This window comes from Alteromonas sp. KUL42 (assembly GCF_006538325.1).
In the GTDB taxonomy this organism is placed as follows: Bacteria; Pseudomonadota; Gammaproteobacteria; order Enterobacterales; family Alteromonadaceae; genus Alteromonas.
Genome location: NZ_BJKK01000007.1, coordinates 60,405 through 87,334 on the forward strand (window position 1 = coordinate 60,405; position 26,930 = coordinate 87,334).

General features: G+C 43.5%; 22 protein-coding genes and 1 riboswitch. Of the genes, 13 read left to right on the forward strand and 9 right to left on the reverse strand.

All coding sequences use genetic code 11. The annotated features are described in order from the left end of the window. Positions 1-162: 162 nt before the first annotated feature. The 7 genes from EYR97_RS22690 (at position 163) to EYR97_RS11425 (ending at position 7,354) form a co-directional block, all read left to right on the forward strand. On the forward strand, positions 163-753 hold the full coding sequence (locus EYR97_RS22690) for a PAS domain-containing protein (RefSeq protein WP_165478035.1): 591 nt from the start codon (positions 163-165) through the stop codon (positions 751-753). 37 nt (positions 754-790) lie between these two features. Beyond that, complete coding sequence (locus EYR97_RS22695) at positions 791-1,480, forward strand: methyl-accepting chemotaxis protein (protein ID WP_165478036.1); 690 nt, start codon at positions 791-793, stop codon at positions 1,478-1,480. A gap of 481 nt (positions 1,481-1,961) precedes the next feature. Further along, a complete protein-coding gene (locus tag EYR97_RS11405) occupies positions 1,962-3,371 on the forward strand; it encodes a CmpA/NrtA family ABC transporter substrate-binding protein (protein WP_131093939.1) in 1,410 nt (469 codons plus the stop codon). Positions 3,372-3,461: 90 nt separating this feature from the next. Continuing rightward, on the forward strand, positions 3,462-4,457 hold the full coding sequence (locus EYR97_RS11410; protein ID WP_131093940.1) for an ABC transporter permease: 996 nt from the start codon (positions 3,462-3,464) through the stop codon (positions 4,455-4,457). A gap of 19 nt (positions 4,458-4,476) precedes the next feature. Continuing rightward, complete coding sequence (locus EYR97_RS11415; protein WP_131093941.1) at positions 4,477-5,355, forward strand: ABC transporter ATP-binding protein; 879 nt, start codon at positions 4,477-4,479, stop codon at positions 5,353-5,355. A 169-nt stretch (positions 5,356-5,524) separates the two neighbouring features. Beyond that, on the forward strand, positions 5,525-6,727 hold the full coding sequence (locus EYR97_RS11420; protein ID WP_404840964.1) for an alginate export family protein: 1,203 nt from the start codon (positions 5,525-5,527) through the stop codon (positions 6,725-6,727). Next, complete coding sequence (locus EYR97_RS11425; protein ID WP_131093943.1) at positions 6,728-7,354, forward strand: molybdenum cofactor guanylyltransferase; 627 nt, start codon at positions 6,728-6,730, stop codon at positions 7,352-7,354. It begins immediately after the preceding gene. Between the two features lie 33 nt (positions 7,355-7,387). On the opposite strand, the gene EYR97_RS11430 is transcribed toward EYR97_RS11425, so the two are convergent. From EYR97_RS11430 to ccoG, 5 genes are all read right to left on the reverse strand, one after another. Next, positions 7,388-7,978 (reverse strand): HD family hydrolase, encoded by a 591-nt coding sequence (locus tag EYR97_RS11430; protein ID WP_131093944.1) that lies wholly within the window; start codon positions 7,976-7,978, stop codon positions 7,388-7,390. A 66-nt stretch (positions 7,979-8,044) separates the two neighbouring features. Next, positions 8,045-8,677: a thiol:disulfide interchange protein DsbA/DsbL gene (locus EYR97_RS11435; RefSeq protein ID WP_131093945.1), complete on the reverse strand. Its 633-nt coding sequence runs from the start codon at positions 8,675-8,677 to the stop codon at positions 8,045-8,047. Positions 8,678-9,063: 386 nt separating this feature from the next. Next, positions 9,064-10,986 (reverse strand): TonB-dependent siderophore receptor, encoded by a 1,923-nt coding sequence (locus EYR97_RS11440; protein ID WP_131093946.1) that lies wholly within the window; start codon positions 10,984-10,986, stop codon positions 9,064-9,066. An 80-nt stretch (positions 10,987-11,066) separates the two neighbouring features. Further along, positions 11,067-11,320: riboswitch (cobalamin riboswitch) on the reverse strand. Between the two features lie 17 nt (positions 11,321-11,337). Then, a complete protein-coding gene (locus EYR97_RS11445) occupies positions 11,338-12,321 on the reverse strand; it encodes a serine/threonine protein kinase (protein WP_131093947.1) in 984 nt (327 codons plus the stop codon). Continuing rightward, positions 12,318-13,748, reverse strand: coding sequence for a cytochrome c oxidase accessory protein CcoG (ccoG, locus tag EYR97_RS11450; protein ID WP_131093948.1), 1,431 nt, complete (start codon positions 13,746-13,748; stop codon positions 12,318-12,320). The genes EYR97_RS11445 and ccoG overlap by 4 nt, the downstream gene beginning before the upstream one ends. Before the next feature lie 480 nt (positions 13,749-14,228). On the opposite strand from ccoG, the gene EYR97_RS11455 reads away from it, so the two are divergent. After that, complete coding sequence (locus tag EYR97_RS11455) at positions 14,229-14,594, forward strand: hypothetical protein (protein ID WP_131093949.1); 366 nt, start codon at positions 14,229-14,231, stop codon at positions 14,592-14,594. Between the two features lie 35 nt (positions 14,595-14,629). Next, positions 14,630-15,184, forward strand: coding sequence for a DUF3016 domain-containing protein (locus tag EYR97_RS11460; RefSeq protein WP_131093950.1), 555 nt, complete (start codon positions 14,630-14,632; stop codon positions 15,182-15,184). Positions 15,185-15,337: 153 nt separating this feature from the next. On the opposite strand, the gene EYR97_RS11465 is transcribed toward EYR97_RS11460, so the two are convergent. Beyond that, entirely contained in the window at positions 15,338-17,098 is a 1,761-nt protein-coding gene (locus tag EYR97_RS11465; protein ID WP_131093951.1) for an acyl-CoA dehydrogenase family protein, read from the reverse strand. A 207-nt stretch (positions 17,099-17,305) separates the two neighbouring features. Between EYR97_RS11465 and EYR97_RS11470 the strand changes: the two genes are divergently transcribed. Next, positions 17,306-18,055 carry an SDR family NAD(P)-dependent oxidoreductase gene (locus tag EYR97_RS11470; RefSeq protein ID WP_131093952.1) on the forward strand — a complete coding sequence of 250 codons (750 nt, stop codon included), beginning with the start codon at positions 17,306-17,308 and terminating at the stop codon, positions 18,053-18,055. A 67-nt stretch (positions 18,056-18,122) separates the two neighbouring features. Beyond that, entirely contained in the window at positions 18,123-18,992 is an 870-nt protein-coding gene (locus EYR97_RS11475) for an amidohydrolase (protein ID WP_131093953.1), read from the forward strand. 320 nt (positions 18,993-19,312) lie between these two features. Here EYR97_RS11475 and EYR97_RS11480 read toward each other — a convergent pair whose 3' ends face one another. From EYR97_RS11480 to EYR97_RS11490, 3 genes are all read right to left on the reverse strand, one after another. Next, on the reverse strand, positions 19,313-20,497 hold the full coding sequence (locus tag EYR97_RS11480; protein WP_131093954.1) for a mandelate racemase/muconate lactonizing enzyme family protein: 1,185 nt from the start codon (positions 20,495-20,497) through the stop codon (positions 19,313-19,315). 27 nt (positions 20,498-20,524) lie between these two features. Continuing rightward, the gene (locus EYR97_RS11485) at positions 20,525-21,292 is read right to left on the reverse strand and encodes a class II aldolase/adducin family protein (protein ID WP_131093955.1); all 768 of its coding nucleotides are present in this window, start codon (positions 21,290-21,292) and stop codon (positions 20,525-20,527) included. A 92-nt stretch (positions 21,293-21,384) separates the two neighbouring features. Then, positions 21,385-21,822, reverse strand: a complete 438-nt coding sequence (locus EYR97_RS11490; RefSeq protein ID WP_242634993.1) for a DNA mismatch repair protein MutT — start codon at positions 21,820-21,822, stop codon at positions 21,385-21,387. Between the two features lie 299 nt (positions 21,823-22,121). On the opposite strand from EYR97_RS11490, the gene EYR97_RS11495 reads away from it, so the two are divergent. After that, positions 22,122-23,171 carry an efflux RND transporter periplasmic adaptor subunit gene (locus EYR97_RS11495; protein WP_131093956.1) on the forward strand — a complete coding sequence of 350 codons (1,050 nt, stop codon included), beginning with the start codon at positions 22,122-22,124 and terminating at the stop codon, positions 23,169-23,171. 13 nt (positions 23,172-23,184) lie between these two features. Continuing rightward, on the forward strand, positions 23,185-26,289 hold the full coding sequence (locus EYR97_RS11500) for an efflux RND transporter permease subunit (RefSeq protein ID WP_131093957.1): 3,105 nt from the start codon (positions 23,185-23,187) through the stop codon (positions 26,287-26,289). Positions 26,290-26,930 lie beyond the last annotated feature (641 nt).

A 26,930-nucleotide genomic window follows, 5' to 3' on the forward strand; every position in this document is an offset into this window, starting at 1 on the left:
TTCAGCCTAGTAACGGGTCTCTGCTAAGTTTATATACCTTCTGACTTGGTTTTGTCAGTTTTTTCCAAAAGAAGTACTGCACCAAAGGGGGAATTACGCTTTAGAGATATGACAGTTTGTGATACTCGGGAATTTCAAAAAAAACTAGAAAAGGAGTGCATCTTGTTTTTTATAAATAAAAAGTTAGCTGAAGAAAATCAAAGGCTTATCAAGGAACTTGAAGCATTTAAAACAGTCCAGAAAGAACTGCGTGCAGAAATGATGTTTGTGGAATTTGACCCTCAAGGAAGAATTCGTGACGTAAATGAGCTCTTTACCAACGCTACAGGTTATAAAGTTAATAATGTTATTGGCAAATCACTTTCAGACTTAATCTGTGATAATAAGCAAACAAGAAATAGCGCACAAAATTTGCAAAGTGCTCTAGATGCAAATAATCATTGGCATGGCACTGTAAGTTTGTTGAATGCTTCGGGCGAAACAATTTGGGTTAGGGGCATTTTACAACCTGTAGATGATATACATGGTAATGTTTCATTCATTACTTTTTATATGTCAGAGCAAACAAGGACTATCTCAAAAGCCAACGAAATGAAGGATATGATTAGCGCCTTACATAGATCATCTGCGGTTATAGAGTTTACATTAGATGGCGTTATTCTCGATGCAAATGAGAATTTCCTGCAAAGTATGGGGTATCAACGAGAGCAAATCTTAGGCAAGCATCATCGTAGTTTTTTGCACGCAGGATGAAGCTAACTCCCAAGATTACAAAACGTTTTGGCAGGACTTGAGGAACGGGAAGTCAACTTCAGGGCGTTTTAAACGCATAGATAGCCATGGTAACGAGGTGTGGCTTGAAGCTTCATATAATCCAATTCACGACGAGAACAACAAGCTCTATAAAGTAGCCAAGTTTGCCACGGTAATTACGCAACAAATGCAGCGAGAGTTTGCGATTTCCGAAGCCGCGACTGTAGCTTTTGAGGTTTCACAAGAAACTGGTGAACAAGCTAAAAAAGGTAACGACATTCTCGATTCAACGGTGCGAATTATGGAGGAATTAGCCAAGAGCATGGGGGATGCGAGTGAAGGTATTAAGGAGCTAGATGAGCAATCGCAAAAAGTAGCTGACCTCGTCAAGAGTATAAGTGGTATTGCAGATCAAACGAACCTTCTCGCGCTAAATGCTGCCATTGAAGCAGCCCGTGCAGGTGACCAAGGGCGAGGCTTTGCAGTTGTCGCCGATGAAGTGCGTCAACTAGCTTCACGTACCAGTGCTGCCACGGAAGAAATTGTGAATGTAGTTGCTGAAAACAGAAAGTTGACGGAAAGCGCTGTTCAGCTTATAGAGGCCGGGCAAGACAAGGCACGTGAAGCACTGACATTTTCTACCGAATCTGGCAAAGCCATGCGTGAGATACAAGAGGGGGCCAGTGAGGTTGTCAATGCAATAGGGCAGTTCACTCAGCAATTATAGCGCACCAAAAAGAATCAATTATGCGGTTTTGGTGCACTAAAAAAGAATAATTGGCAACTTTAATGGCATGAGTTCTTTTTTTGTTAGCTAATTCAATGTCTTAAATTTTTGGCATAAGGTGTGCTTTTAAATAAATGTAATGTGGCACACGATGCAATAAAGCTTAACAAATCCTGTAAAGTGACAAGCGTGAGTGTAGTACGCAGCACTAGCTATAACGTTCTAAGATGGAATCGTAGGAGTCAGTAAGGAAGCCAATATGTCTCCAATTGGTTATGGTAAGTGAACAATAATAACTATAAATCATTTATTTTTAGCCTCCTACAAGTGAGGCAACAAGGTTAAGCGAATTGGCTTAGCCAACTACAATTTAATGCGTTTGTAAGTACTCCGATATTACAGACACGGCAACGAAGCCCACCAAGCATGACATTTAGATGTCAAACGCTGGTGGGTTTTTTTTTGGCTTTGAGGAACATCTATGACCGGTTTGAAAACAAATTTACTACACCGCTTAAGACAATCTTTAGCTAAAGGCATTGTGACCACACTGTCAGTGTCTTTGCTTAGCTCGCCCTTTTTGGCATTCGCACAAGAAGAGGCGTTAGGTTGGCCCGAGAAAGAAGAACTTAAATTTGGGTTTATAAAGCTTACGGATATGGCGCCTCTCGCAGTGGCTTATGAGAAAGGCTTTTTTGAAGACGAAGGTTTGTACGTTACTTTGGAGGCTCAGGCAAACTGGAAAGTACTGCTAGACCGCGTTATTGACGGACAGCTAGATGGCGCGCATATGCTCGCTGGGCAACCTCTTGGTGCCACCATCGGTTTTGGTACGCAATCCCACGTGGTCACTGCTTTTAGTATGGATTTGAATGGCAATGGCATCACGGTATCCAATGAAGTGTGGAACAAAATGAAAGCACATATTCCACACGAAAATGGGAAACCTGTGCATCCTATAAAAGCGGATTATCTAAAGCCAGTGATCGACGAATATCGAAGTGCTGGGAAGCCTTTTAACATGGGAATGGTGTTCCCTGTATCAACGCATAATTACGAACTACGCTATTGGCTGGCAGCAGGGGGGATTCACCCCGGCTACTATGCACCGCATAAAGGGGATACTGCAGGGCAAATTGATGCACAAGCACTACTCTCAGTTACTCCACCTCCACAAATGCCTGCAACAATGGAAGCGGGCACCATCTATGGCTATTGCGTCGGAGAACCTTGGAATCAGCAAGCCGTTTTCAAAGGCATAGGCGTACCGGTAATTACCGATTACGAGATATGGAAAAACAACCCAGAGAAGGTTTTTGGCGTTAGCCAAGCATGGGCTGAGCAATACCCCAATACACATATTCGCGTGGTAAAAGCACTAATTAGAGCGGCGATGTGGTTGGATGCAAACAACAATGCAAACCGAGCAGAGGCGGTAAAAATTCTTTCAAAGAGTAATTATGTTGGCGCCGATGAAGATGTGTTGGCAAACAGTATGACAGGTACGTTTGAGTACGAGAAAGGAGACAAGCGCGACGTACCTGATTTCAACGTATTTTTCCGTCATAACGCAACTTACCCCTATTACAGCGATGCCATTTGGTATTTAACACAAATGCGTCGTTGGGGACAAATATCAAGCGCTAAGTCTGATGAATGGTACAAGGAAACTGCGAAAAAAGTATATAAGCCAGAAGTTTATGCAAAGGCAGCACGTGCACTTATCGCTGAAGGAAAAGCGAAGGCGGCCGACTTTCCAGAGTTTTCTACTGAGTCAGGCTTTAAACCACCGCAAAGTGAATTTATCGATGGCGTTACCTTTGATGGTACCCAGCCTAATGCGTACTTAGAGCAATTTAACATTGGTTTGAAAGGCACAACAGAGTTGTAAATTTCGTTTCTTACAGGGCTTCTTTCTCATAATTGAAAGAAGCTCTCGAGCTAAAGCTTTCAAAAGCTCAACAAGTATCAGGAACATAAAATGAGCAAAATAAGCACAATTTTAAGATTTACACCGGCTACATCCCGTTCAGAGGGCGTTACCGGATTCTTGTTTCAAAGTGCGCCGACACTGCTACTCCCAATTATTGGATTGTTATTGTTCCTTGCCATTTGGAATGGCGTTGCAAAAAGTATTGATACCTCACTAGGGCAGTTTCCTGGACCTGCACAAGTATGGGAACAAGTAGGTGCCCTTGCTAATGAGCATATTGAACAACGCGAGAGTGCGGATGCTTTTTATACACGACAAGCTGAGCGTAATGCAGCAAGGGTGGCACAAGACCCTAACTATGTTCCAAAGATAAGAGCATTCACTGGTGCGCCGACTTTTTTGGATCAGATTTGGACAAGTCTATATACGGTACTAGTTGGGTTTCTCATCGCGTCAATTGTCGCAGTACCTGTGGGTATTTTGTGCGGGCTAAGTAAATCTGCTTATACAGCGATAAACCCATTAATTCAGCTATTTAAACCTGTATCTCCATTGGCGTGGCTGCCTTTGGTTACTATGGTCGTCAGTGCGCTCTACGTGAGCGATGATCCAGCATTTTCCAAGTCATTTGTAACATCAGCGTTTACAGTTTCATTGTGTTGCTTGTGGCCCACGCTTATTAATACGGCGGTTGGAGTGTCTAATATAGACAACGACCTTATCAACGTCAGCAAAGTTTTGCGTTTGTCACCGTTGTCTCATCTCACAAAAATTGTTTTGCCTTCATCCATTCCTATGATTTTCACCGGTTTGCGCCTTTCGTTAGGCATTGGTTGGATGGTCTTAATTGCCGCAGAGATGCTCGCGCAGAACCCAGGCTTAGGTAAATTTGTGTGGGATGAATTCCAGAACGGCAGTGGTGAGTCACTGGCGAGGATAATGGTAGCTGTTTTAACTATTGGGGCAATTGGGTTTGTATTAGACCGTTGCATGTTATCAGTCCAGCGCGCTGTTAGCTGGGATAAGTCTCGCGTTTTACGCTGATAAATTAGGAGAGAAAACTATGTCTACAAAGCACTTAGAGTTGGCCCAAGTAGGTATCGACTTTCCTACGCCTAAAGGGCCATTCAGAGCACTTGAAAACGTCAATTTGAAAATAGAAAAGGGTGAATTTGTTTCCCTTATCGGTCACAGTGGATGTGGTAAATCTACTGTGCTTAATATTATTGCGGGTCTGCATCAAGCAACCACTGGTGGTGTCATTCTAGATGGTAGTGAGGTGAATTCTCCAGGGCCAGAAAGGGCTGTGGTGTTTCAAAATCATTCTCTTCTACCTTGGTTGAGTGTGTACAAGAATGTAGAACTGGCAGTGAAATCAACCATGCAGGGCAAAAGTAAAAGTGAAATGCGTGAGTGGATCTTACATAACTTGGCCTTGGTTCATATGAGTCATGCCCTCGATAAATTTCCCAATGAAATTTCCGGTGGCATGAAACAGCGTGTGGGTATTGCCCGTGCTCTAGCCATGGAGCCAAAGGTGTTGTTGATGGATGAACCCTTTGGCGCACTTGACGCGCTTACTCGCGCTCATCTACAAGATTCACTGATGGAGATTCATGCTAGTTTGGGTAATACGGTTATCATGATCACCCATGATGTAGATGAAGCAGTGTTACTTTCCGACCGCATTGTGATGATGAACAATGGTCCTGCTGCAACCGTTGGTGAAATTCTTGATATCGCGCTACCACGTCCACGCGACAGACTGGTACTCGCCGATAGTAAACAATACAACCATTACCGACATGAAGTACTGACCTTTCTTTACGACAAACAAAAGAAAGTGGAAACCGTATCGTCGCATGGCAAAAGCACATTAAAGCAATCAGCTAATGGGGTGTCATCTGAGAAAAAAGACAAAAGTAATTCAGATGCCGCCTAACCATACCGGCCTTTGAATGAAGCGACAATAGTAACGCGACAAATAGTTCAAACACGCTAAGTCGCCATCTAAATTTCCGTAACTTTTTTCCTTGTTGTTAAAGCAGGGGGGGAATGCTGCGCTTAATATTTGATATCGATTGGGAATAAACATGAAAACCTTACACAAAATGAGTTTGAAACTACTTTCAACATCTTTACTCATCAGCTTTGGCACACATGCATTGGCGAATGACATTCATGATGCATTGAGTAATTCATCTGCGTATGCAGATTTTAACCTCCGCTACGAGTCAGTAGACCAAGACAATGCCGTAAAAGATGCCAGCGCATTGACGTTGCGCACATGGCTGGGCTTTTCAACGGGCAGCGTAAATGGCTTCTCGTTTACGGCTGAAGTTGAGGATAGTCGTATTGTGATGGGGCAAGACGAATATACGGTTGGGCCTACAGGCTTTAATGTGGGTGAGTACTCGGTTATCGCTGACCCAGAAACCACTGAGCTAGATCAAGCCTATATTCAGTACAAGAGTGATAATTTTACAGCGCGAGTAGGGCGTCAAGTGATCACCCTTGATGATCACCGATTTGTGGGTCACGTGGCGTGGCGTCAAGACAAGCAAACCTTCGACGCGATAAGTGCCAAATACGCAGTAAACAGTGAATTAGAGCTATTCTATAGTTATTTGTATAAGCGCAATCGTATCTTTGCAGAGGCGGCTGACCTAGACTCTAAAGATCATATCCTACACGCTGCATATCAGTCGAAAATAGGTAAGTTTGTTGCCTACGCTTATTTACTGGAGGTAGACAATGATACCAACAATGCATTGGATACATATGGCATTAGCTATGATGGCAAAACAACCACAGAAAGTGTGAACTGGGCCTATGGCGCAGAGTTTGCCACTCAAACTAGTGAGTCAGGCAGTGGTGATGCTGCAACCAGTTTTGACGCGTCTTATTTTAATGCCTATTTGGGAGCTACGTTTTCAGGTATTACTGCCAAAGTTGATTACGAAGTATTGGGTTCTGACGACGGGCTCTATGGTTTTGCAACCCCACTGGCCACGCTACATAAATTTAATGGTTTTGCTGATCTCTTTTTGGCAACACCTCAACAAGGCTTACAAGATTTGAAGCTCTCCTTGGCAGGCGCTGCAGCTGGCGGTAAATGGCTGTTGGCGTATCATAACTATTCTGCTGATGAAAGTACCGCGACTGTAGATGATTTGGGTAGTGAAGTGAATCTTCAATACACTAAGAAGTTTGCAGGTAAGTACAATGTTGGAATTAAATATGCGGCGTATGATGCTGGCGATATCAAAGTAGACACAAATCGTTTCTGGATGTGGGTAGGTACGCGCTTTTAAATGAAGATTGCATCATCGAGTTTTGAGCACTGGGGCGAAGGCGCTGACGACGTTAGCGCTTTTATCCTGTGTGGTGGCCAATCACGGCGTATGGGACGCAGCAAAGCCGCGTTAACATTAGGTCATAACACCTTCTTGGAAACCGCCAAACAGACCGTGGTCAATACGGGAGTCAAAAATCTTTATTATGTGGGGCAAAAGGGGTGCGATTTTGTTGATGATGTGCCATTTAGAGGGCCGGGCGCGGCGTTAATAAATGCCTTGGCGCAGTTTATTCGTTTTAGCACGTTAACTACATCACCACAGCCAAAAGAACGAGCGAGTAACACTGTGCTGGTGTTACCCGTGGACATGCCGCTTTTGACTCCTGAATTACTTTGTGTGCTGCTTAAACATGCCAGAAGAAAAAGACGTAGCGTGTATTTCGAGAACGAGTGCTTTCCCCTTGTGCTATACAATGTAAAGCATTTGAACAATAAACTTCAAGCACTCGCCTCTATTAATGAGTCGCCCTCTATCCGCTCTATTTTAAAAGCGATAGATGCTGAAAGTATTGAAACGCCATCTAGATTTAAACCCAGTTTAATGAACGTAAATACCCCAGATGACTATGCGCTCATTTCTTAACCGCTAATCTCTTAGACACAAATATCGTAATCACTAATTGACTAGCCAGCCACGTTCAACTGCAATATCAAGTTGGGCCATAACATAGTCCCAAAGGGCAGGGGCACTGGTTTGAAGGTGTGCATTGCGCTTTTCTATTTTGTCTCTGGCAATGCCATGCTTTTTCCAACTGCCGCCCTCGTCTTTCATATTTTGAAATACTGGCAGCACGCGATCCATGGCTTTGGCAAACTCAGCATCTGCAGTTTGGGCCTCTTCAAATTCTAACCAAAGGTTTAGCAATTCGTTGTTTAAAGGCGTTGGAAGTAAACCAAAGATGCGTTTAGCCGCATCGAGTTCTTTTTGCGCTTGTGCGTCGTGATCGTCTTGTGCGTTAAAGGCAAACATGTCACCTGCGTCAATTTCTACAATATCGTGAATGAGGATCATACGAATGACGCGGGTAACATCAATTGGCTTTTGCGCATATTGGCTTAACACAGAAGCCATCAGGGCAACGTGCCAGCTGTGCTCAGCTGAGTTTTCTTGTCGATTGTTGTCAGCGGGTAGCGTAATTTGCCTTTTTACTGCTTTGAGCCTATCGAGTTCGCAGATGAAATCTGTTAAGTCACTAACGGGATACATAGTGAAAGTACTCCTGAAATAAAAATGGGCGCTTAAGCGCCCATTATAAAATACAAAAAACGTAAATTATTTTTGCTCTGACAGCCAAACAATCAAATCAGCGATATCATCAAATGTCATGTCAGAGGTGAACGTTGGCTGATACTTACCATTAATAATGAAATTTGGTACGCCGGTTAGGTGCTCACGGTAGTCATCAATAAGTTGTTGGTTCTTACGTAGCATGCTGTTTACACCAAAGCTCTTCGCCATTTTGTCAAACTCTTCGCCATCTACACCGTTTACTACAAAGATATTGCGAATGTCTTTAAGGCCGGTAATAGATGCACGCTGTTTATGAATGTAGTTGAAGATAGCACCATTCAATGCATCTTCTTGTTTCATAGCACGAGCAATTAACATTGCTTTAGTGGCGTCGTCTTGTACTTCTGGACCTGTAAAGCGCATGAAATTAACGTGCACTTTAGTGAATTTAGTGCCTTCGCTTTTCTTTGCTTTAATTTGTTCAACAATGGGCTCGAACTTAAAGCAGTGTGGACACCAGAAAGAGAAGTATTCAGTAATAACTGGTTTATCAGTAGCTTCTTTATCGAGTACGGTGTAATGCGTACCTTCCTTCCATTTCGACGCTGGTTCTTGTGCGCAGGCCGTTAAAGGCATAAGTATTGCCATGACAAACATTACTGCAAACTTTTTCATCAAATAGCTTCCTGTAGTAAAAATGAAAATGGTGGTGCGTTGCACTTTATACCAATCCGCATAGGAGTCTACCCTCTTAGAGTGGGAAAGCTCCTATACAGATTGGTATTAGTTGGAGGTTATCATAGCCTTCTCGCGTTAACTAGAACAATGCCCAATAACGCGACAATCAGACCAAAAAACACAATGAACGTAAGTTCGTACTAGGATGAGTTTATAAGTGCGAAGCTGAACAGCGCATGAATTTAGAGAGGATACAAAAAAGCACCGCCAATTGGCGGTGCTTTATTTGAACCTTATTCAGATCTTTACGTTTTACAACACTTAGCCAGCATTGCTTATGATTAGCCTATGTCGTGTAAAACCGCGTTAAACCAACATAAAATCTACATGGTATAGTCTACGGACAGCATTGCGCGGCGCTCTTGCCCAGCGTAGCCAACAATGTCTTCATAATCGGTATCGAACACATTATTTACTTTAAGCGAAACTCGCCATTGTTCATCAACTTGATAACTAATATTAACTGTTCCCAGCGTATAAGCCGACAAGGCTAGCGTTTGTGCTGAAGCAGGGTAGGGCGGGTAGAATGTATCAAAGCGAGTACCAGTGTAGGCTAGTTTAGCGTATAGGCTAAAACGCTCTGTACCAAGGTTCGAGGTATAAACTAAAGAGCCTTGATGACGAGCACGGCGCAATTCTGTACTTGTAGTGCCGGCATCTGTTTGAGATGCATCCAAATAGCTGTAATTAGCGCTAAGTTTTCCAAAGTCACCTAACCAATCCAGTGAAACATCAACACCGTCACGGGCACTTTCACCGTCTACATTGGCGGCGCTAAAATTTCCTAACTCAGGAACAAACACAAAGCCATTAATTTCGTTCTCAAGGTCAGCACCATACACACTTACTTGACCATTAAACTGACGCCAGTTGGCTTTTACGCCTACTTCCCATTCTTCGCTTGTTTCTGGCTCAAGGGCAGGGTTGCCGATGAATGTGTCAGGGTAATAGCCGAAACGTTCGGTGAAGGTAGGGGTCTTAACCGCTTTTCCTATGCTACCAAAAACGGCGTAGGTATTCGTTAACTGCCAGTTCAAACCAGTGCGATAGCTGGTTGCGTTGTCGAACTCGCTATTGTTGTCAAAACGCGCGCTTACTGTTGCCACAAGTGAGGAAGTGAGTTCTCCTGTTAGTTCGGCAAATGCACTTTGGGTGTTGTCGTGTTGCTTTTGATTGGGATCGCCAAAATCAACTGGACCACGCTGTTCGAATAAGCGTTGCAAATATTCTACGCCTCCTGCCACTTGCCAATTGTCAAAGGAATAAAAATTGGTCCAGTTGAGCTCAATACGCTCACCTGTGGTGCCGCCCGCATCACTACCTGACGTGCGGTTGTCATTCTTGTCTTGACGGAATTGACTGCTAAGCACTGAGCGATAGGCTGAATTAACTGGTGAGTATTCCCAAGCTAACTTAGTACTGAGTTGTTTGCCATCGGTGACATTGTCAGCATCGGCAGGAAGACCAGTAGTAACAAAGTCGGTACCGTCGTAATCATTTTTATAATCAACTGCTCGTAAATTGACTGAGAAACGGTGTGCTTTGCTGGCAATATAGCTTGCGTTGATACCCGCGGTAGTATTGTCGTAGCCGTCATCTTCAGCACCTGTTCTTGCGATATTGTCGCCATCGGTACGCATAAAGTTAACGTATGCGGAAATTTGCGCGTTATCTGAGTGAGATGTCGCATTTACTCCGCCTTGGTAGGTGTCCTGCGTGCCAGCGCCGACAGAAAGACTTAATGAAGTCCCTTTTGGGGCTGAGCTGCCCGCTTTGGTGGTAATGCTAAGTACACCGCCAATAGCACCGCTACCCCAGCGGGCACTTTGTGGGCCTCTGATAAGTTCGATACGCTGTACGTTTGCACTTGTTAGGTGCGCCAAATCAATCAAGCTACCTTGACCAACATCATTGGCAATAACTCCGTCGATAAGCACCAACAAATGATTAGTTTCGCTGCCGCGCACGCGCACTTCTGTTAAGCCACCTGGGCTGCCAGATTGAGACAAACTGACACCGGGTAATCCGCGGATCAAGTCGGTCAATTGTATTGCGCCAGAAGCTTGTATGTCTTTTTCCGTCAGAATGGATACTGAGCCTGGAAACTGTGTGAGTTGAATTGGAAGACGCGAACCTGTCACAGTGAGCGTTTCGATGTTTTCTTGTTGGGTTTGAGATAATACAGGGGTGCTTAAGCACGACAGTACCGCAGTGGTAACCGCTGCATGAATAAAATGTGTACGCATAGTATTTGTGTTTTCTCTAATGCGCTCCGCCCGAGCACATGATAGTAAGTGGTTGTATGCTGGATTGTTGAGTGTAATAGAGCATACCGCGAAGCACAGGCCGGTATCCGGGCTTACTCATCAGGTTTGCTTTAAGCAGGCACTGATCCTTTTGCCTTCCCATCTCTGCAAATGCATTACGCATTTAAAAGACAGTGGCGCGTGAAAAGAAAATGTCTTGCGACAATGAGTTTACCGTTGCGGGGGCAGCATCAGTTTCGCACTGATTTCCCGTTTAACGCTAACTGCTGTGGAACTCTATAGCGGTTAGCGCACCTACGCAGACGGAAGTATATAGAAGTTAAATGATGATTAAAACCCAAGCTTAAGCGGCGGTTCGTTAAGTGCTGCTAATTGCTCTTTAAGTGCAAGAATTTGACCTTCCCAATATTTGTCTTCAGCGAACCAAGGGAACGCGCGAGGAAAAGCCGGATCTTCCCAGCGGTGTGAAAGCCATGCCATATAATGCACCATGCGCATTGCTCTAAGCGGCTCAATGAGTGAAAGTTGCGCAGTATCAAAGGTGTGAAATTCTTCATACGCCTCTACTAAGGTGTCGAGCTGCAATAGTTGTTGTTGCCTATCGCCGCTTAGCATCATCCACAAATCCTGAATGGCAGGGCCCATTCGGGCATCGTCTAAATCAACGAACGTGGGACCATCTCGCCACAAAATATTTCCCGGGTGGCAATCACCATGTAGCCGAATGTTATCGTGACTACAAAAGGCACTTTTGGTGGTTTCAATAACGGGGTTTAAAATTGCAAAAAATGCGGTTTTTAAATGCGCTGGAAGTAACTGACTTTGTTCAAGTACTTGTTTTGGGGCGTCTAAGTAGCTATCCACAGCTATAGAAGGCCTGTGCTGAAAAGGCTTACTTTGTGAGACGCGATGAATACGCCCAATGAATCGCCCCATCCACTCGAGCTGATCTAAGTTATCATTCTCAAACTGACGGCCACCCACAGAAGGGAAAAGAGTAAATCGGTAATCGGTGCCTTCAACGTCGAAATGGTGAAGTGTTTGTCCGTTTAAAGCTAAAGGCGCCGCCATAGGTATTTCATTTTCAAGTAATTCTTGAGCGAAGCTATGCTCCTCTAAAATTTGCGCATCAGACCAGCGCCCAGGGCGGTAAAATTTCACTACATAACGTTGATTGTCCTCAGCCAAGAATTGATACACGCGATTTTCATAGCTGTTCAGCGCAAGTAAGCCGCTTTGTAGAAAAATGCCCTGGGTTTCCAGGGCATCTAAGATAGTATCTGGGCTAAGGCCCGAGAATGTAAAATCTGTCATCGATAAAGAAACTTGGTTGGTTCATCAACCGTAACCGACTCACCATCAATTGATGTGGTAACGCTGATAAAAATGTCTGTTACCGTATCTTCCAGATTATACGCATCGGTTGCAACCGAAATTGGTGTGCTATACACCGCACCGCCTTCTACGACCACTTCTTGCTCACCAATATATTTGTAGTCAGGCAAGCCTTTGACAGAAATAGTGTAGGTGTGTGTTTGTTGCGTCTTATTTAGTACCTTGATGGTATAGACGTTTTCAATTAAGCCTTCATTGGTTTCGCGGTACAACGAGTTTCTGTCGCGAATAATATCGACCTCTGTTGGGCTCCGGGTCCAAATATTGGCAAACAGTAACCCCATCATGATGACCAACACCACGAAGTAACCGATTAATTTAGGGCGAATTATGTGTGTCTTACCACCTGAAAGTTCTTCCTCGGACGTAAAGCTGATAAGTCCTTTAGGGTAGCCCATTTTATCCATCACACCGTTACATGCATCCACACAAGCGCCGCAGTTAATGCACTCGTATTGTAAGCCGTTGCGAATATCGATACCGGTTGGGCAAACTTGAACACACAGTGCACAATCGATGCAGTCACCTAGGCCTTTTTCTTGGACTTGTTCGTGACTCAATTTACGAGGGCGAGGCCCACGTTGTTCACCGCGGTTAGGGTTGTATGAAACCGTAAAGGTGTCTTTGTCGAACATGGCTGATTGAAAGCGTGCGTAAGGACAAATATGCGTGCACATAATTTCGCGCATATAGCCAGCATTGCCATAAGTACAAATGGCAAAGAAAATGATAGAGAACCCTGCCCAAAAGCCAGTGTTAAATGTGAAAAAGTCGATAAATAGCTGACCTATAGGGGTGAAATAACCCACGAAGGTAAGTGCGGTGAGTAGTGCAACGATAACCCATGCCGTGTGCTTTGCGGTTTTACGCAAAAACTTGTCGGTATCCATTGGGCGCGCATCTAAAGCGATACGTTTGTTTCTAGGTCCTTCGAATTTTTCTTCAAACCAAGTGTAAATATACACCCAAGTGGTTTGAGGACACATAAAGCCACACCATACTCTTCCTGCAAACGTAGTGACGAAAAATAGGGCAAACGCAGAAACAATAAATATATAGGCTAACAATGTAAGATCTTGTGGCCACAAAGTGAGAGAAAATATATTGAAGCGCTGTTCACCTATATCAAGAAGTACCGCTTGCTGTCCGTTGTATTGAATCCAAGGAATAATAGCGAAAAGAGCGAGAAAGAAAAGACCGAAGAAACGGCGAAATGACTCAAGAGGCCCCTGTACCGCACGCACATAAATACGACTTCTTGAATCGTAGCGTTTACCTTCCGTTGCCCCTTTGGGTTTGTGTACTTTTACCGGAGTTACATTCTTAACCGGTATTTTGTCGTTCATAATTCAACCTTCGCTAACAAATGTGCACTGCATAACATAGAGCGTATTGACCTTTGTGGTACGTTTTTGCAGCAAAGTGTACCGCAAAGGTCAACAGGCTCTAGTATAACAGTACAAACTAAAGCGTGTTTAATGTAGATCAAGAATGATGGGTATGGTCTATCCTTTCGAACTTTCAGTCAATACTGAAAGTTTAGAAGGTTATGTTGTTTTATACGAGGAAGCGATGTCATACGTCAAATATATGCCTAAAGGAAGTGTATACTTGCGTATATTTTGGCAGATTTACAGTGAGAGGGTTTACGGTCTATTATCATAGAAAAAGGATAGTGTGTTAAAACTAACAAGCAAGATTTTGTCAACTTTACTGAAGGTGAATGCGTATGAATCTATGTTGCTTTTTATTGAGAGTAGTGAAACCCTAAACGTGTATGAAACTTCATAAGTTGTGCACCGCTTTCAACGATTAGATGAGATGTCATGGTTCGGTTTTTCGTAATTACTGCAGAGATTATTTTGTTGGTCATCGTACTTAGGTCGTCGTTTGCGCAATATTTGTTCGAAGACATTCAGCATTCAATCTCAGATTGGCTAGTTGAAATAGCGACGTTGCCTGAACGGGAAAAGTTGGAAGAACTACGCAGTCAAATCTACAGTCAGTTAAGCCCATTAAAGCCTTATCAACAAACCTATGTACAGCAAATTACTGTGGATATCCTTGCGGTCAAACGCTTTCACGCAATGTATTGTGAGACCGACGACATAAATCCCAATTTTTCGGGAACTAAACGTGCGCACTTGTGCCTAATTGTAAAGCAGTCATCGATAATGCAAGATAAACATTAACGAAAACGGGCAATAGCTGTTTAAGGAGTGTCAGTGTGAATAAACTGTTAACGGTTACAAGTTTTGGCTGTGCTGCCATGGTTGGCCTAGTAGTATTTGGAAATTCTCCACACGCAGCAGAAGTGAAGCTAGTCTGGGAGGAGCCAGAGTCTTACACAGACGTTCGACCATCAAACGAGTCGCGCAAGCGTTTTAGAGATCGCACCCTCGAAGAGCTTGAAGCGTACATTACCGAACTAGCTGCGTCATTACCTGAATCTCAAGTGTTGTCGATGACCGTAACGAATGTGGATTTGGCCGGTGAAGTGTGGCCAAGTCAATTTGTTGGCTTTGGAAGTGCTGGGGCCAGCGATGTGCGTATTATTAAGCGTATCGATATTCCAAGAATGTCGTTTAGTTACACGTTATCAAGTGAAGATGGTCAGGTTTTACTAAGTGAGCAAGAGGTAAAACTAAAAGATATGGACTTCATGGAATCAAATATACGCCGTCACCGCACCGACTCACTGTCTTATGAAAAAGCCATGTTAGACGATTGGTTTGCAGATACGTTTCCCAAACAAGTTGCAGTGAATAATACTGAGCATTGAGTTTATTTAAGACACTGCAAATTTGTTATAAAGAACTACGATATAGAGTTGCTATAAACAACTACTATAAAGCGATACGGTGTCTTTATGAAAATGAAAAACGGTCACAAAGCGTGACCGTTTTTGGTTTAGAGCAATAGTAAATTGCAAGGCTTACAGGTAATCGAATTCGCTACCTGAAATTGCCATTGTGCTATCTGGGCCTGCCAAATAAGCTGCCTTATGTGCTTCTCGGCGTGGTAAAAGGCGCTCAATAAAGAAGTCTCTTGATTTTGCTTTCGACGCAGCGAGTACGGCATTGTCAGAACGCTGTGCAGTATCCGCCATACTATACCAAAGTACGGCAATCAATGAGTATGCACTGTAAGCCAAGTAATCACAGGCCGCTGACGCTGCAGTAGTCGCATCCATCCCCAGGCACTCGGTCGAAGAGACTTTCCATTCATCAAGAATTGCTTGTGCTTTCGCTTTGCTTTGCGCATCTTCAATATCAGCTACTAGGGCGTTAAATGCACCGTAGGTCGCTTCCAACATGTGACCGCCATCACGGGTTAGTTTGCGGCCGATAAGGTCGAGGGCTTGAATGCCATTGGTACCTTCGTACAACATACTAATACGTACATCACGCATTAGCTGTTCCATACCCCATTCGCGAATGAAACCATGACCGCCAAATACTTGTACCCCTAAACTTGTCGTTTCAAGGCCCATGTCAGTCATAAAAGCCTTACAAATTGGCGTCAAGAATTGCAGAATTTTCTCTGCATTTTCTTTGTCTTCCTCAGTGCCTAATTTTTCAATATCCATGTACTTGGCATAGACTAAAGACAATGCTCGGCAACCTTCAATTAGGGTTTTTTGTGTTAACAGCATACGTGCAACATCGGGCTGGAATACAATAGGATCGGCTTTGCCTTCTGGGTTTTGAATGCCCTGTGGGGCGCGAGATTGTATACGCTCTCGAGCATAGGTTAATGCGCCTTGGTAAGAAGCTTCTGCCGCACCTAATCCTTGTAAGCCAACTTGGAAGCGAGCATCGTTCATCATGGTGAACATACACGCCAAGCCTTGGTTTTCTTCACCTACCAGCCAACCAGTTGCGCCGTCGAAATTCATCACACACGTTGGGCTAGCTTTAATACCCATTTTGTGTTCAATACTGCCTACAGATAGACTATTCGCCTCGCCGGGGGCATTGTTTGCATCAGGCAAAAACTTCGGTACTAAGAAAAGGCTAATTCCCTTGACGCCTTTAGGAGCATCGGGAAGTCGAGCCAGTACTAAGTGAATTACGTTGTCACTCCAGTCCTGATCGCCCGCGGTAATAAAGATTTTATTTCCGGTTACCTTGTAACTGCCATCACTTTGCGGTTCTGCTTTTGTGCTTAATAGGCTTAGGTCTGTTCCTGCGTGCGGCTCTGTCAGGTTCATCGTGCCTGTCCACTCGCCGCTAATGAGCTTAGCTAAATAGATATCTTTTAATGCTTTACTGGCGTGTTTTGTTACAGCAAGTGTTGCACTTTCTGTCAGCATCGTGGTTAAACGCCAGCTTAAGTTTGCTGCATTTAACATTTCATGAACAGGGACGGCCATGGTGTAGGGAAGGTCCTGACCATCGTATTCAGCAGTACCAAGCATGGCATTCCAGCCGTTGGCAACATATTCTTGATACGCTTCTGCAAACCCTTTTGGTGTGGTCACTTTGCCATCTTCCAGTTTGCAGCCTTCTTCGTCACCTTCTCGGTTTAGTGGCGCAACAACATCAAGCGCGAACTTCGCACCTTGTGCAATAATTTCGTTGGCTAGCTCACTGTCGAAATCACTGATTCCTAGTTTTTCGTAGTGCGCATCAAGTCCAAGCCAATCTTTCAAAAGAAACTGAAAATCAGCCGTTGGGGCATGGTACAGAGGCATAGATGACTCCCTTTTCAAACAAGTGTTTTAATTTTGTCTATTATAGTCACAAAATACGTATCAGAGTAGCCCGTTAACTCAAAGTTAATAATAAATATGATCTATGCGGATTAGTATTATGCGTTGCTGGCTTTTATCCATCGCTTGATTTTCTGAATGGTATTGGCATGCTAGAGCAAATTTGAGTTAACCAAATAATAAGTACCTATGACTAACGAACGTCCTATTTGTATTGTAACTGGTGGTAGCCTTGGAATAGGGCTGGCGGTGTGTAATGTGTTTTCAGCACGAGGCTATACGGTAATCAATCTTGATATTAGAGACTTTGATAATACGCCCGATAATGCTCATTGGCATCACTGTGATGTAAGCAACGTCGAGAACGTGAAGCGTGTTATTGAGGAAGTCGTCGCTCAGTACAAACGGATAGATGCATTGGTTTGCAATGCGGGTATGCATGTCTCTGCAACCATTGAAGATACAGATGAAGCGCTATTAGATAAAGTGTTCAGCCTTAACGTCAAAGGTGCATATGCTTCAATAAAAGCATGTTTACCGTTGATGAAGCAGCAACATGCAGGCGCCATTGTGGTGATGGGATCAGATCAATCCTTTGTCGGTAAGCGCAATTCATTTGCCTATGGCCTAACAAAATCTGCCTTGGCGTCCATCGCAAAAACAACGGCACTGGATTATGCTCCCTTCAACATACGTGTAAATGCAGTATGCCCAGGTACAATTGAAACGCCTTTATTTCACAATGCTATCGATAAGTACGTTGAGCGTTCAGGCGTGAACAAAGCTGAGGTTGTAGCAGAAGAAGCTGCAGCACAGCCTCTTGGGAGATTAGGGCAGCCAAGTGATGTCGCTGAGCTCACTTACTTCTTGTGTAGTGACAAAGCAGCGTTTATCACAGGAAGTTTACATGCAGTAGATGGCGGTTATACCGCTCAGTAGGCCATGCTGTTAAAGGGTCTTTATTAGTGTTTACGGTATATATTAGTAGGTAAAGAGCGAACGAAGCATGACAACTACCACAAATTGGATCGACCCCCACATTCATTTGTTTGCATTGGGAGTTGGAGAGTATGGTTGGCTTCGCGCTGAAAATCCGCCGTATTGGTCTGACAAGGCACTAATAGCAAAAGAGTTCACTGAAACACAGCTAAATGCCGCTTCACAAGGGCGACTTCAAGGTTTTGTGCATATTGAAGCTGGCTTTGATAATCAACGGCCTTGGCGTGAGCTTCAGTTTCTAACAACCCATTGTAAGCGTCCTTTTCGGTCTATTGCGTGTATCGATTTAAATACGTGTGAAGCACATTCACACATAGATACACTTGCAGCCTATTCATCTGTAAGTGGTCTGAGGCATATTCTTGATGATGATGCAGCCCACTTGTTACATACGCCAAAAGTGCGTTGGTCACTGGCCCATATGGCATCGCGTAATTTGTCATTTGAGGCTCAGTTTGATGTGGCTGACTCAATAGCCGTAAAAGCACTACTTCAAACGTTAGAGCGAACACCTGATTTGCGTATTGCTATTAACCATACCGCCATTGCGCCTCTCGCGCTTTCAAGCTCTCGTTTTATGATGTGGAAAGAGCACATTCGAAGATTAAGTGAAACGAAACAGGTGATGTTTAAATTCTCAGGACTCGAAATGCAAGATAGGCAATGGTCGTGGCAGAGGGCATATTTATTATTTGATGCGTTGTTATCGATAACGTCACCTCAGCAAGTTATGTTGGCAAGTAATTACCCTCTGTCGTTATGGCGCATGCCATACATTAAATTGTGGGAAGGATATTGTGAGATGGTATCGATACTTCCTACGTCTGAGCAGGAGGCGCTGTTGAAACGTAATGCGCATAAATGGTACGGCTTTTAGTTAATGTTTTTAATTCAACTAAGCCTTAAATTTTTTCTCTCTACACTCGCTTGGAATAGGCAAGCTACGCACTTGGTTTATTGTCTAAAGTTCGTTAGATATGAACGAAATGTGTACTGATAAATATCGATACACTCAATTATTAGTGAAATTGAATGAAGGTAACGAAAATTGAGTAAAGCCATAGACGGAAAGTAAAAACAAAAAAGCAGTACATTTTCTTACGAATAGTTAAACTTAATTGGTTTAAGGCCAATATCGATAAAACTAATTTCGAAAAAATGTACCGCTTTGCAGAGTGGTCAAGTGTGGTTAAAACCTTACTTTAACGCTGTCACTGTCATATGAGGCGAGCGATATACCACTTCATCGTTAAGATCTATGCCAATTCCCGGTGTATCTGGTGCCTCAATAAAGCCATTAACGGGTTGTGGATCTTGAATACATAACTCTCTATTCCAATCTTTAATCGCATAAGTATGGTGCTCGTGGATTAAGAAGTTAGGAATGGCCGTTTCAAGGTGCAAGCTTGCTGCCGTTGCTACTGGCCCACCGCACACATGCGCTTGAATACGCACATCGTAAATATCTGCGTAGTCACATACTTTTTTCGCTTCAGTAAAGCCACCGCATAAGCCGACATCAGGTTGGAGCACATCAAGAGACTGGTCTTCCAGGTAAGGGCGTACGTCCCATCTGTGATATAAACGCTCGCCACCTGCAATAGGCACGTTTACATTTCTAGCAACTTTGTCGTGCAGTTTTGAGTTCAAGTAGTTCACTGGCTCTTCGTAATACAAGCAACCAATTTCTTCTACAATATCACCCAGTTGAATAGCGGTAGAGGCACCTAACAAACTATGACATTCAAATATGATGTCACCATCTTCACCCATGGTATCGCGAATGGCTTGAAGCCTCGCTTTGAAAAGCTTTAGTTCAGGTTTGGTGAATAACTTGGTTCTATCAAAATGGGTATTACCGTCTTTGTCATAAACAATAGGGTCAACTTTTACTGCATCATAACCCTCTTTTAGGGCTTTTTCTGTTGCTCTTGCGTAGTCCGCAGGGTCATTTAGTTTAGTAACTTCTTTGTCCCAATCGAACTGAAGCTGGCTGGCATAACTGCGTAGTTTGCCATTTGTTTTACCGCCTAATAATTCATACACAGGCAAGCCTAGTGCCTTACCTTTGATGTCCCAAAGTGCGGTATCTATTGCGCTCATGGCCGCATAAATAACAGGGCCGCCACCTAATCCCCAAAAGCCTTCGCGCAGCATGCGTGACCACAATAACTCCGTGTGGAAAGGGTTAAACCCAATGAGCATGGCTTCGGCAATTTCCTTTATCATGTGAGCTGCTGCACTATGACCCCAATCATAAGCCAAACCGGCTTCACCAACGCCAGTTATACCTTCATCGGTGTAAACCCTTACAAAAACAGGGTTCCACTGGGGGCGTTTAGGGCACTCAATATCAAATATTTCTACTTTGGTTACTTTCATCGTAAAGTACTATTCCGTTCTAAAAGGTTATTCGCAAAAACTCGGATCTAGCTTGTAGGCTTTTCTCAACATAGCTGGCCACGCTTTTTGACCACCGGTTTCGCCGCTGTGCACCACGTTGGCTTGCGCGTAAATGCCGTCAATAATAGGTTGTGGTATCTCAATTTTTTCATCGTTCGATTGCATGAGTGCAACTTGAATTTCGCAGGCCCTTTGCAAATCATAAAAGCGCATGAACGCATCACCTACGGTTGGTCCCAATGTTAAACCGCCGTGATTGGGCAACAACATGTGATTGGTTTCGCCTAAATCTTGTTGTAAACGTAGCTTCTCACTGTCATTAACCGCAAGGCCCTCATAACTATGATAAGACAGCGAGGAAAGTGAAAACAGGGAGTACTGGCTCCATGGTTTGAGGCCGCCTTTAACAGAAGCGACAGCAATGGTTGCTAAAGTGTGTAAGTGGATAACACATTGAGCGTCGTGACGAACTTCGTGAATGGCACTGTGAATAGTGAAACCGGCTGGGTTAATACCATAGGGGGTGTCATCAAGAATATTACCGTTTAGATCAACTTTGACCAGATTTGATGCCGTTACTTCATCGAAGGTCAGCCCAAATGCGTTTACCAGATAGTGTTGTGTGCCCGGGACTTTTGCAGATATATGGGTATAAATTAAATCGCCCCAGCGCATATCTGCCACCAAGCGATAGCAGGCGGCTAAATCAACACGTGTTTGCCACTCTTCTTCTGATACTTTGCCTTTGAGGCTTAACGTTTGCAATGAAAACAAGTCGCTTCTCCTTTAAAAACCAATGTCACAATTTACCAATACCCTACCTAATGAACAATGCTTTGTGATTGCAATCATCTAATCAAAACGTCTTACTTATTCAATTTTGTATAACCATCACGTAAAGGGATAAGGTCATCGGCGTTGTGCATGGCGTCATGGTCAAGCAAAAACGGGCTCACTTTTTCCAGTGATAATACATGTTGCTTGACCCACTCTGGGGGTGAAAAACTATTTGATAAAGTGTCTAATCCGGCATCAACCTTACAGTTGAATAACAATACCCCTTCGTTTGTTACACCTAAATACTCATTCACCTCTACGTTAAAACCCGTTTGAGTCCAGGCCCCACGATGTGCAATACACGCAGCAGAGAGTGTATTGGTTCTCTTTTCTTTGGGTAAATCAAGTTTGTCAGAGTACTTGTTCTTAATAAGCAGCACCTGCTCTTGTGTCTTGATTACGCATGCAGCTGCATTAAATTCGCTATCTAAAGGGAAATTGACGTTGTTTGGTGGAAGGTCTTGCATATTCACCGTTCTGCACTCAGGCGGTAAGGGCTCAGAAGGTGAGCAGGCGAAAAGCGTTAAAACCGCTAAAATAGCTGATAAGTGCAAAAAGAATGACATCGAATTAGGTAAAATACTCGTAACAAATGTAAAGATTGATGATGTGTGTGCAAGCTGCAACCTTCATCACGTTCTAATAAATTAAAACAATAACATATCGTGCATAAATCGAGGTTAGGTTTGCAGTAAGCATAACCCTAAAGCACGTCTAAAGCCTATCAGTGTCACGATAGGTTATCATTTTACCTATAGGAAAGGTTATGTCTTCACGTACTCTATTTTCGCCATTGTTGCTTGGGGTTGTATTGCTGGTCGCTGTGGTTGTCTATTTGAATTTACCCAGTGAAGAGGTGGTTGGGCAACAAGGGCAGCGCTCTACGCCAGTCAAAACCGCGATGGTAAAAACGCAAACCTTTCCTATTACCATTGAATCTTTAGGTACTGCTATTGCCAATGAGTCAGTTAGTATTACTGCGCAAGTTACAGACACCATAAAACAAATTAATTTTGAAGATGGTGACAAGGTGCAACAAGGGGCACTACTGGTTCAACTAAATAATACGGAAGAACGCGCGCGTGTCGCCGAGCTTAAAGCCAATATAGATGAAGCAAAACGTCAGTTTTCTCGTATTGCAGATCTTCGTCAATCTAACGCCACCTCAGAGCAACTTCTTGATGAACAGCAAGCAAGAGTGAAAGCGTTAGAAGCTCAGTTAGACATTGCCAATGCGCAACTGAAAGATTTGGAAGTAAGGGCGCCGTTTAGTGGATTGCTGGGAAATCGTGAAATCAGCATTGGTTCATTAGTGCAACCCGCCACCCGCATCACCACATTAGATGATATCAGTGTGGTGAAAGTAGACTTTAACATTGCTGAGAATCACCTAGCCAGTGTGGCAAAAGGGCAGCGGATCACAGCTTCATCCATCGCTTATCTAGGTGAAGCATTTGAAGGTACTATCAGCAATATTGATACCCGATTAGACCCAATCAGCCGTTCTATTCGCGTAAGAGCAATAATTGATAATACCGATGAGCGTTTACGTCCGGGCATGTTACTAACGGTTGTAGTGGAAAAACGTGTATTAGAAACGCTGGTACTGCCAGAGAAAGCGCTGGTGCCAGTGCAAGACAAGCAATACGTTTACGTAGTACAAGATAATGTCGCAGTTCAAACTGAAGTCCAAATAGGCGAGCGCAGACCCGGTGTTGTGCAAATAATTGGGGGCTTGCAAGAGGGTGATGAAGTAATTACGGAAGGTACCTTGCGCGTGCGCGACCAATCGCCAGTTAATGTTCTGAATCGATAAGAGGAGCTCTGCGATGTTATTGTCTGACGTTTCAGTAAAGCGCCCCGTTTTCGCTACGGTAATAAATTTATTGCTGATTATTTTTGGAGTGGTGGCAATTTCAATGTTGTCACTGCGAGAATACCCAGATATCGACCCACCCATTGTATCAATCTCTACAAACTATACAGGTGCATCGGCAAACATTGTTGAAACACGTATAACTCAGTTATTAGAGGACCGAATTTCTGGTATTGAAGGTATCAAGAATGTTACCTCTACATCGCGTAATGGGCGTTCGAACATCACGATAGAGTTTAAGTTGTCACGTGATATTGATGCAGCTGCTAACGACGTAAGAGAGAGGGTAAGTCGCGCCTTGAATAACCTGCCAGATCAGGCCGATCCACCTGAGGTGTCAAAAGCCAACTCTGATGAAAGTGCAGTAGTGTGGTACAACTTGAGAAGTACTAATCTTAATACCATGGAACTTACTGATTACGCTGAACGTTTCTTAGTAGACCGTTTGTCTATTGTTGACGGTGTTGCACGTGTGCAAATAGGCGGCGGCAGACGCTATGCCATGAAAGTATTTCTTGATCGTAATGCTATGGCGGCAAGGGGCATAACCGTCAGTGACGTAGAACGGGTTATTCGCGCTGAAAACGTGGAGCTTCCTGCCGGTGAAGTAGAATCGACAGACAGAAACTTTGAAGTACGTGTTGCTAGAACCTTTTTATCTCCTGAAGACTTTGCTGCACTGACTGTTGCGGTTGGTGACAATGGTTATTTGGTGCGCTTAGGCGAAATTGCCAATGTGGAATTAACCGCAGAAGATGACGAAACCGAGTTTCGTGGCGATGGCGTGAATATGATAGGGTTGGGTATTATTAAACAGTCAAAAGCCAATACCCTTGATGTAGCTCGTGCAGCAAAAGCACAAATTGAAAGGATAGAAGCCACGTTACCGGACAACATTTTTATTGTACCGAGTTACGACTCTTCGGTTTTCATAGAAGCGTCCATTGATGAAGTTTATGAAACCTTAGCCATTGCCATGTTAATGGTCGTGATCGTTATCTATCTTTTTCTCGGTAACATAAGAGCAACGTTTATTCCCGCTGTAACCGTACCAATTTCTATTATTGCGGCCTTTATTGTTATGTATGCCCTGGGTTTCTCAATAAACCTGCTTACCTTACTTGCAATGGTATTGGCCATAGGTTTGGTTGTTGACGATGCTATTGTGGTTTTAGAAAACATATATCGTCGTATTGAAATGGGCGAACCACCAATACTAGCGGCCTATCGCGGAGCTAAAGAAGTTGGGTTTGCTGTAATTGCTACCACCTTAGTCCTGATTTCCGTGTTCGTGCCTTTGGTATTTTTAGAAGGCAATATTGGGCGACTATTCACTGAATTTGCCCTAGCTATTGCTGCGGCAGTGGCGTTTTCTAGTTTTACTGCACTAACATTGTCACCCATGATGGCATCGAAAATACTCAAAAAGCGCGAGCGTTCATCGGGTTTTGGTAGCTGGATGGATGCACGGTTTAATGCCCTAGAAACGCGTTACTTTAATAGTTTGGGTAAAAGTCTTCACCAACCAATTCTGATGTTGTTGTTGCTGGCAGTCGCTGTTGTTGCCGTTGTACAGCTATCCGAAAAAGTACCCAGTGAATTCGTGCCAAAAGAAGATCGGGGTAACTTCTTTATTTTGATGAATGCACAAGAAGGGGCTAGCTTCGAGAGTAATGCAGACAACCTAAAGCAAATCGAAGACATCTTAATGCCTTACCGTGAGAGTGGTAAGATCAATCGACTACTTGTAAGAACACCGGGCTTCGGTGGAAATGCAGGTATAGCCATTGTTGGCTCGGCTGATTGGGATGAACGCGATTTCAGCACTTTTGAGCTCATGGATGAAGTCAGTGCTAAGCTAAATGCCGTACCAGATGTGAGGGCTTTTGCGATTATGCGAAGTGGTATATCTGGTGGTGGCTTTGGCCGTCCAGTGCAATTTGTACTGCAAGGTGATACTTATGAAAACCTTGTTGCATGGCGTGATACCGTACTTGAAAAGGCCAGCGAAAATCCTAATTTGGTGCGTCTGGATTCAGACTACAAAGAAACGTCACCACAATTATTAGTGAAAATTAACCGAGATCGTGCAGCTGATTTGGGCGTATCTATCAGTGATATTGGTGGTACATTAGAAGTGATGTTAGGGCAACGCCGCGTATCGACATTCCTCGACAGAGGGGAAGAATATGACGTTATCATGGAAGGCATAGAGGAAGACTTCAGAAGCCCTAACAGCATTGATAATCTATATGTGCGTTCCGCGCGTACCGGTGAGCTTATCCCTATGGATAACTTGCTTACTTTTGAAGAACAAGCAACATCTGCTCAGTTAAATCGCTATAACCGCATGCGCGCCGTAACAATTTCTGCAAATTTAGCAGACGGTTATACATTGGGGCAGGCACTAGCGTATTTAGAAGATATTGTTCGCACTGAATTGCCAGATAATGTGTCTATCGATTATAAAGGTGAGTCTCAGTTATATCACGAAGCTGGAAACTCATTTGTTTATGTATTTCTACTCGCCCTAGCCGTCACCTATTTAATACTTGCGGCGCAATTTGAAAGTTGGGTGCATCCATTGGTAATCATGTTAACGGTGCCGTTAGCATTAGTTGGTGCATACATTGGGCTGTTTTTCTCCGACATGACCATTAATATCTATAGCCAAATAGGGCTGGTTATGCTCATCGGACTTGCAGCTAAAAATGGTATTCTAATTGTTGAGTTTGCAAATCAGCTTCGCGATGCGGGAATGGCGTTTGAAGATGCACTAAAACGTGCCGCAGCTCAGCGTTTACGTCCGATTGTTATGACAGGCTTTACTACGGTGTTTAGCTCTTTACCACTTGTACTTGCAAGCGGTCCAGGAGCAGAGAGTAGAATGGTAATAGGTATGGTCATATTCTCAGGTGTTTTGGTTTCTGCCTTTATGACGTTATATGTGGTGCCTACTGCATACAGTTGGCTTGCCAGAAATACGGGCTCACCACTTAAACGCACCATAGAAATTGAAACGCTAGAAAAGCAAATTCCTTATAAAAAAGGCGAATAATCAAGTTTTGTGCTCGTTCGCGCCAAACTGTGTGAAGTGAACGAGCACGGCACAAAGCCTACATGCGCCAATTACAGCGTTGCGGTTACAACCTACAAATATCTTATAAATCACGTACAGCAGCACAGGTACTTAAGTTTAGATGGCATACATGTCGGGTACCTGATCTAAAACTACGGTTAATCATACTGGCTTTACGTATATAACTTGCATGGCAGGGTATTCAAAATTATTCCAATTATTTTTATTCTTTATGCCATATGACTTATTCTTGTTGTGTTTCTTTTATGTAACCTATTGTAATTTGTGACTAAAGTTGCCTTTTGTGTTGACACTAAGGTGAGAAAAGTAATTGATAAGTGCAGTGCCTCTTGTAGTTATTAGACAATTGTATACTTGAATAAACATTTCCTTCCTCTACACTGCGCGAAAAATTCAAACACTTGTATAAATAGCTAATTTTTAGACATTAAAATTTTTTGTTTTAATTGGCGAATATGTCATTTGTGACTAATACTTACTTGGTTATTGGCGATTGGCAGGTAAGTAATAATAAAAATAGTAACCTCAAGTGATTGCGAATACCTCGCACGTCACAGGTAATAGAACTATTACTACAATCGCAAGCATTCCAATAAACA

What these genes read in the sequence shown, in the direction of transcription:
- EYR97_RS11405 (WP_131093939.1), top strand. Translation starts at nt 1,962, where the DNA reads ATGACCGGTTTGAAAACAAATTTACTACACCGCTTAAGACAATCTTTA.
- EYR97_RS11410 (WP_131093940.1), top strand. Translation starts at nt 3,462, where the DNA reads ATGAGCAAAATAAGCACAATTTTAAGATTTACACCGGCTACATCCCGT.
- EYR97_RS11415 (WP_131093941.1), top strand. Translation starts at nt 4,477, where the DNA reads ATGTCTACAAAGCACTTAGAGTTGGCCCAAGTAGGTATCGACTTTCCT.
- EYR97_RS11420 (WP_404840964.1), top strand. Translation starts at nt 5,525, where the DNA reads ATGAGTTTGAAACTACTTTCAACATCTTTACTCATCAGCTTTGGCACA.
- EYR97_RS11425 (WP_131093943.1), top strand. Translation starts at nt 6,728, where the DNA reads ATGAAGATTGCATCATCGAGTTTTGAGCACTGGGGCGAAGGCGCTGAC.
- EYR97_RS11430 (WP_131093944.1), bottom strand. Translation starts at nt 7,978, where the DNA reads ATGTATCCCGTTAGTGACTTAACAGATTTCATCTGCGAACTCGATAGG.
- EYR97_RS11435 (WP_131093945.1), bottom strand. Translation starts at nt 8,677, where the DNA reads ATGAAAAAGTTTGCAGTAATGTTTGTCATGGCAATACTTATGCCTTTA.
- EYR97_RS11440 (WP_131093946.1), bottom strand. Translation starts at nt 10,986, where the DNA reads ATGCGTACACATTTTATTCATGCAGCGGTTACCACTGCGGTACTGTCG.
- EYR97_RS11445 (WP_131093947.1), bottom strand. Translation starts at nt 12,321, where the DNA reads ATGACAGATTTTACATTCTCGGGCCTTAGCCCAGATACTATCTTAGAT.
- ccoG (WP_131093948.1), bottom strand. Translation starts at nt 13,748, where the DNA reads ATGAACGACAAAATACCGGTTAAGAATGTAACTCCGGTAAAAGTACAC.
- EYR97_RS11455 (WP_131093949.1), top strand. Translation starts at nt 14,229, where the DNA reads ATGGTTCGGTTTTTCGTAATTACTGCAGAGATTATTTTGTTGGTCATC.
- EYR97_RS11465 (WP_131093951.1), bottom strand. Translation starts at nt 17,098, where the DNA reads ATGCCTCTGTACCATGCCCCAACGGCTGATTTTCAGTTTCTTTTGAAA.
- EYR97_RS11470 (WP_131093952.1), top strand. Translation starts at nt 17,306, where the DNA reads ATGACTAACGAACGTCCTATTTGTATTGTAACTGGTGGTAGCCTTGGA.
- EYR97_RS11475 (WP_131093953.1), top strand. Translation starts at nt 18,123, where the DNA reads ATGACAACTACCACAAATTGGATCGACCCCCACATTCATTTGTTTGCA.
- EYR97_RS11480 (WP_131093954.1), bottom strand. Translation starts at nt 20,497, where the DNA reads ATGAAAGTAACCAAAGTAGAAATATTTGATATTGAGTGCCCTAAACGC.
- EYR97_RS11490 (WP_242634993.1), bottom strand. Translation starts at nt 21,822, where the DNA reads ATGCAAGACCTTCCACCAAACAACGTCAATTTCCCTTTAGATAGCGAA.
- EYR97_RS11495 (WP_131093956.1), top strand. Translation starts at nt 22,122, where the DNA reads ATGTCTTCACGTACTCTATTTTCGCCATTGTTGCTTGGGGTTGTATTG.
- EYR97_RS11500 (WP_131093957.1), top strand. Translation starts at nt 23,185, where the DNA reads ATGTTATTGTCTGACGTTTCAGTAAAGCGCCCCGTTTTCGCTACGGTA.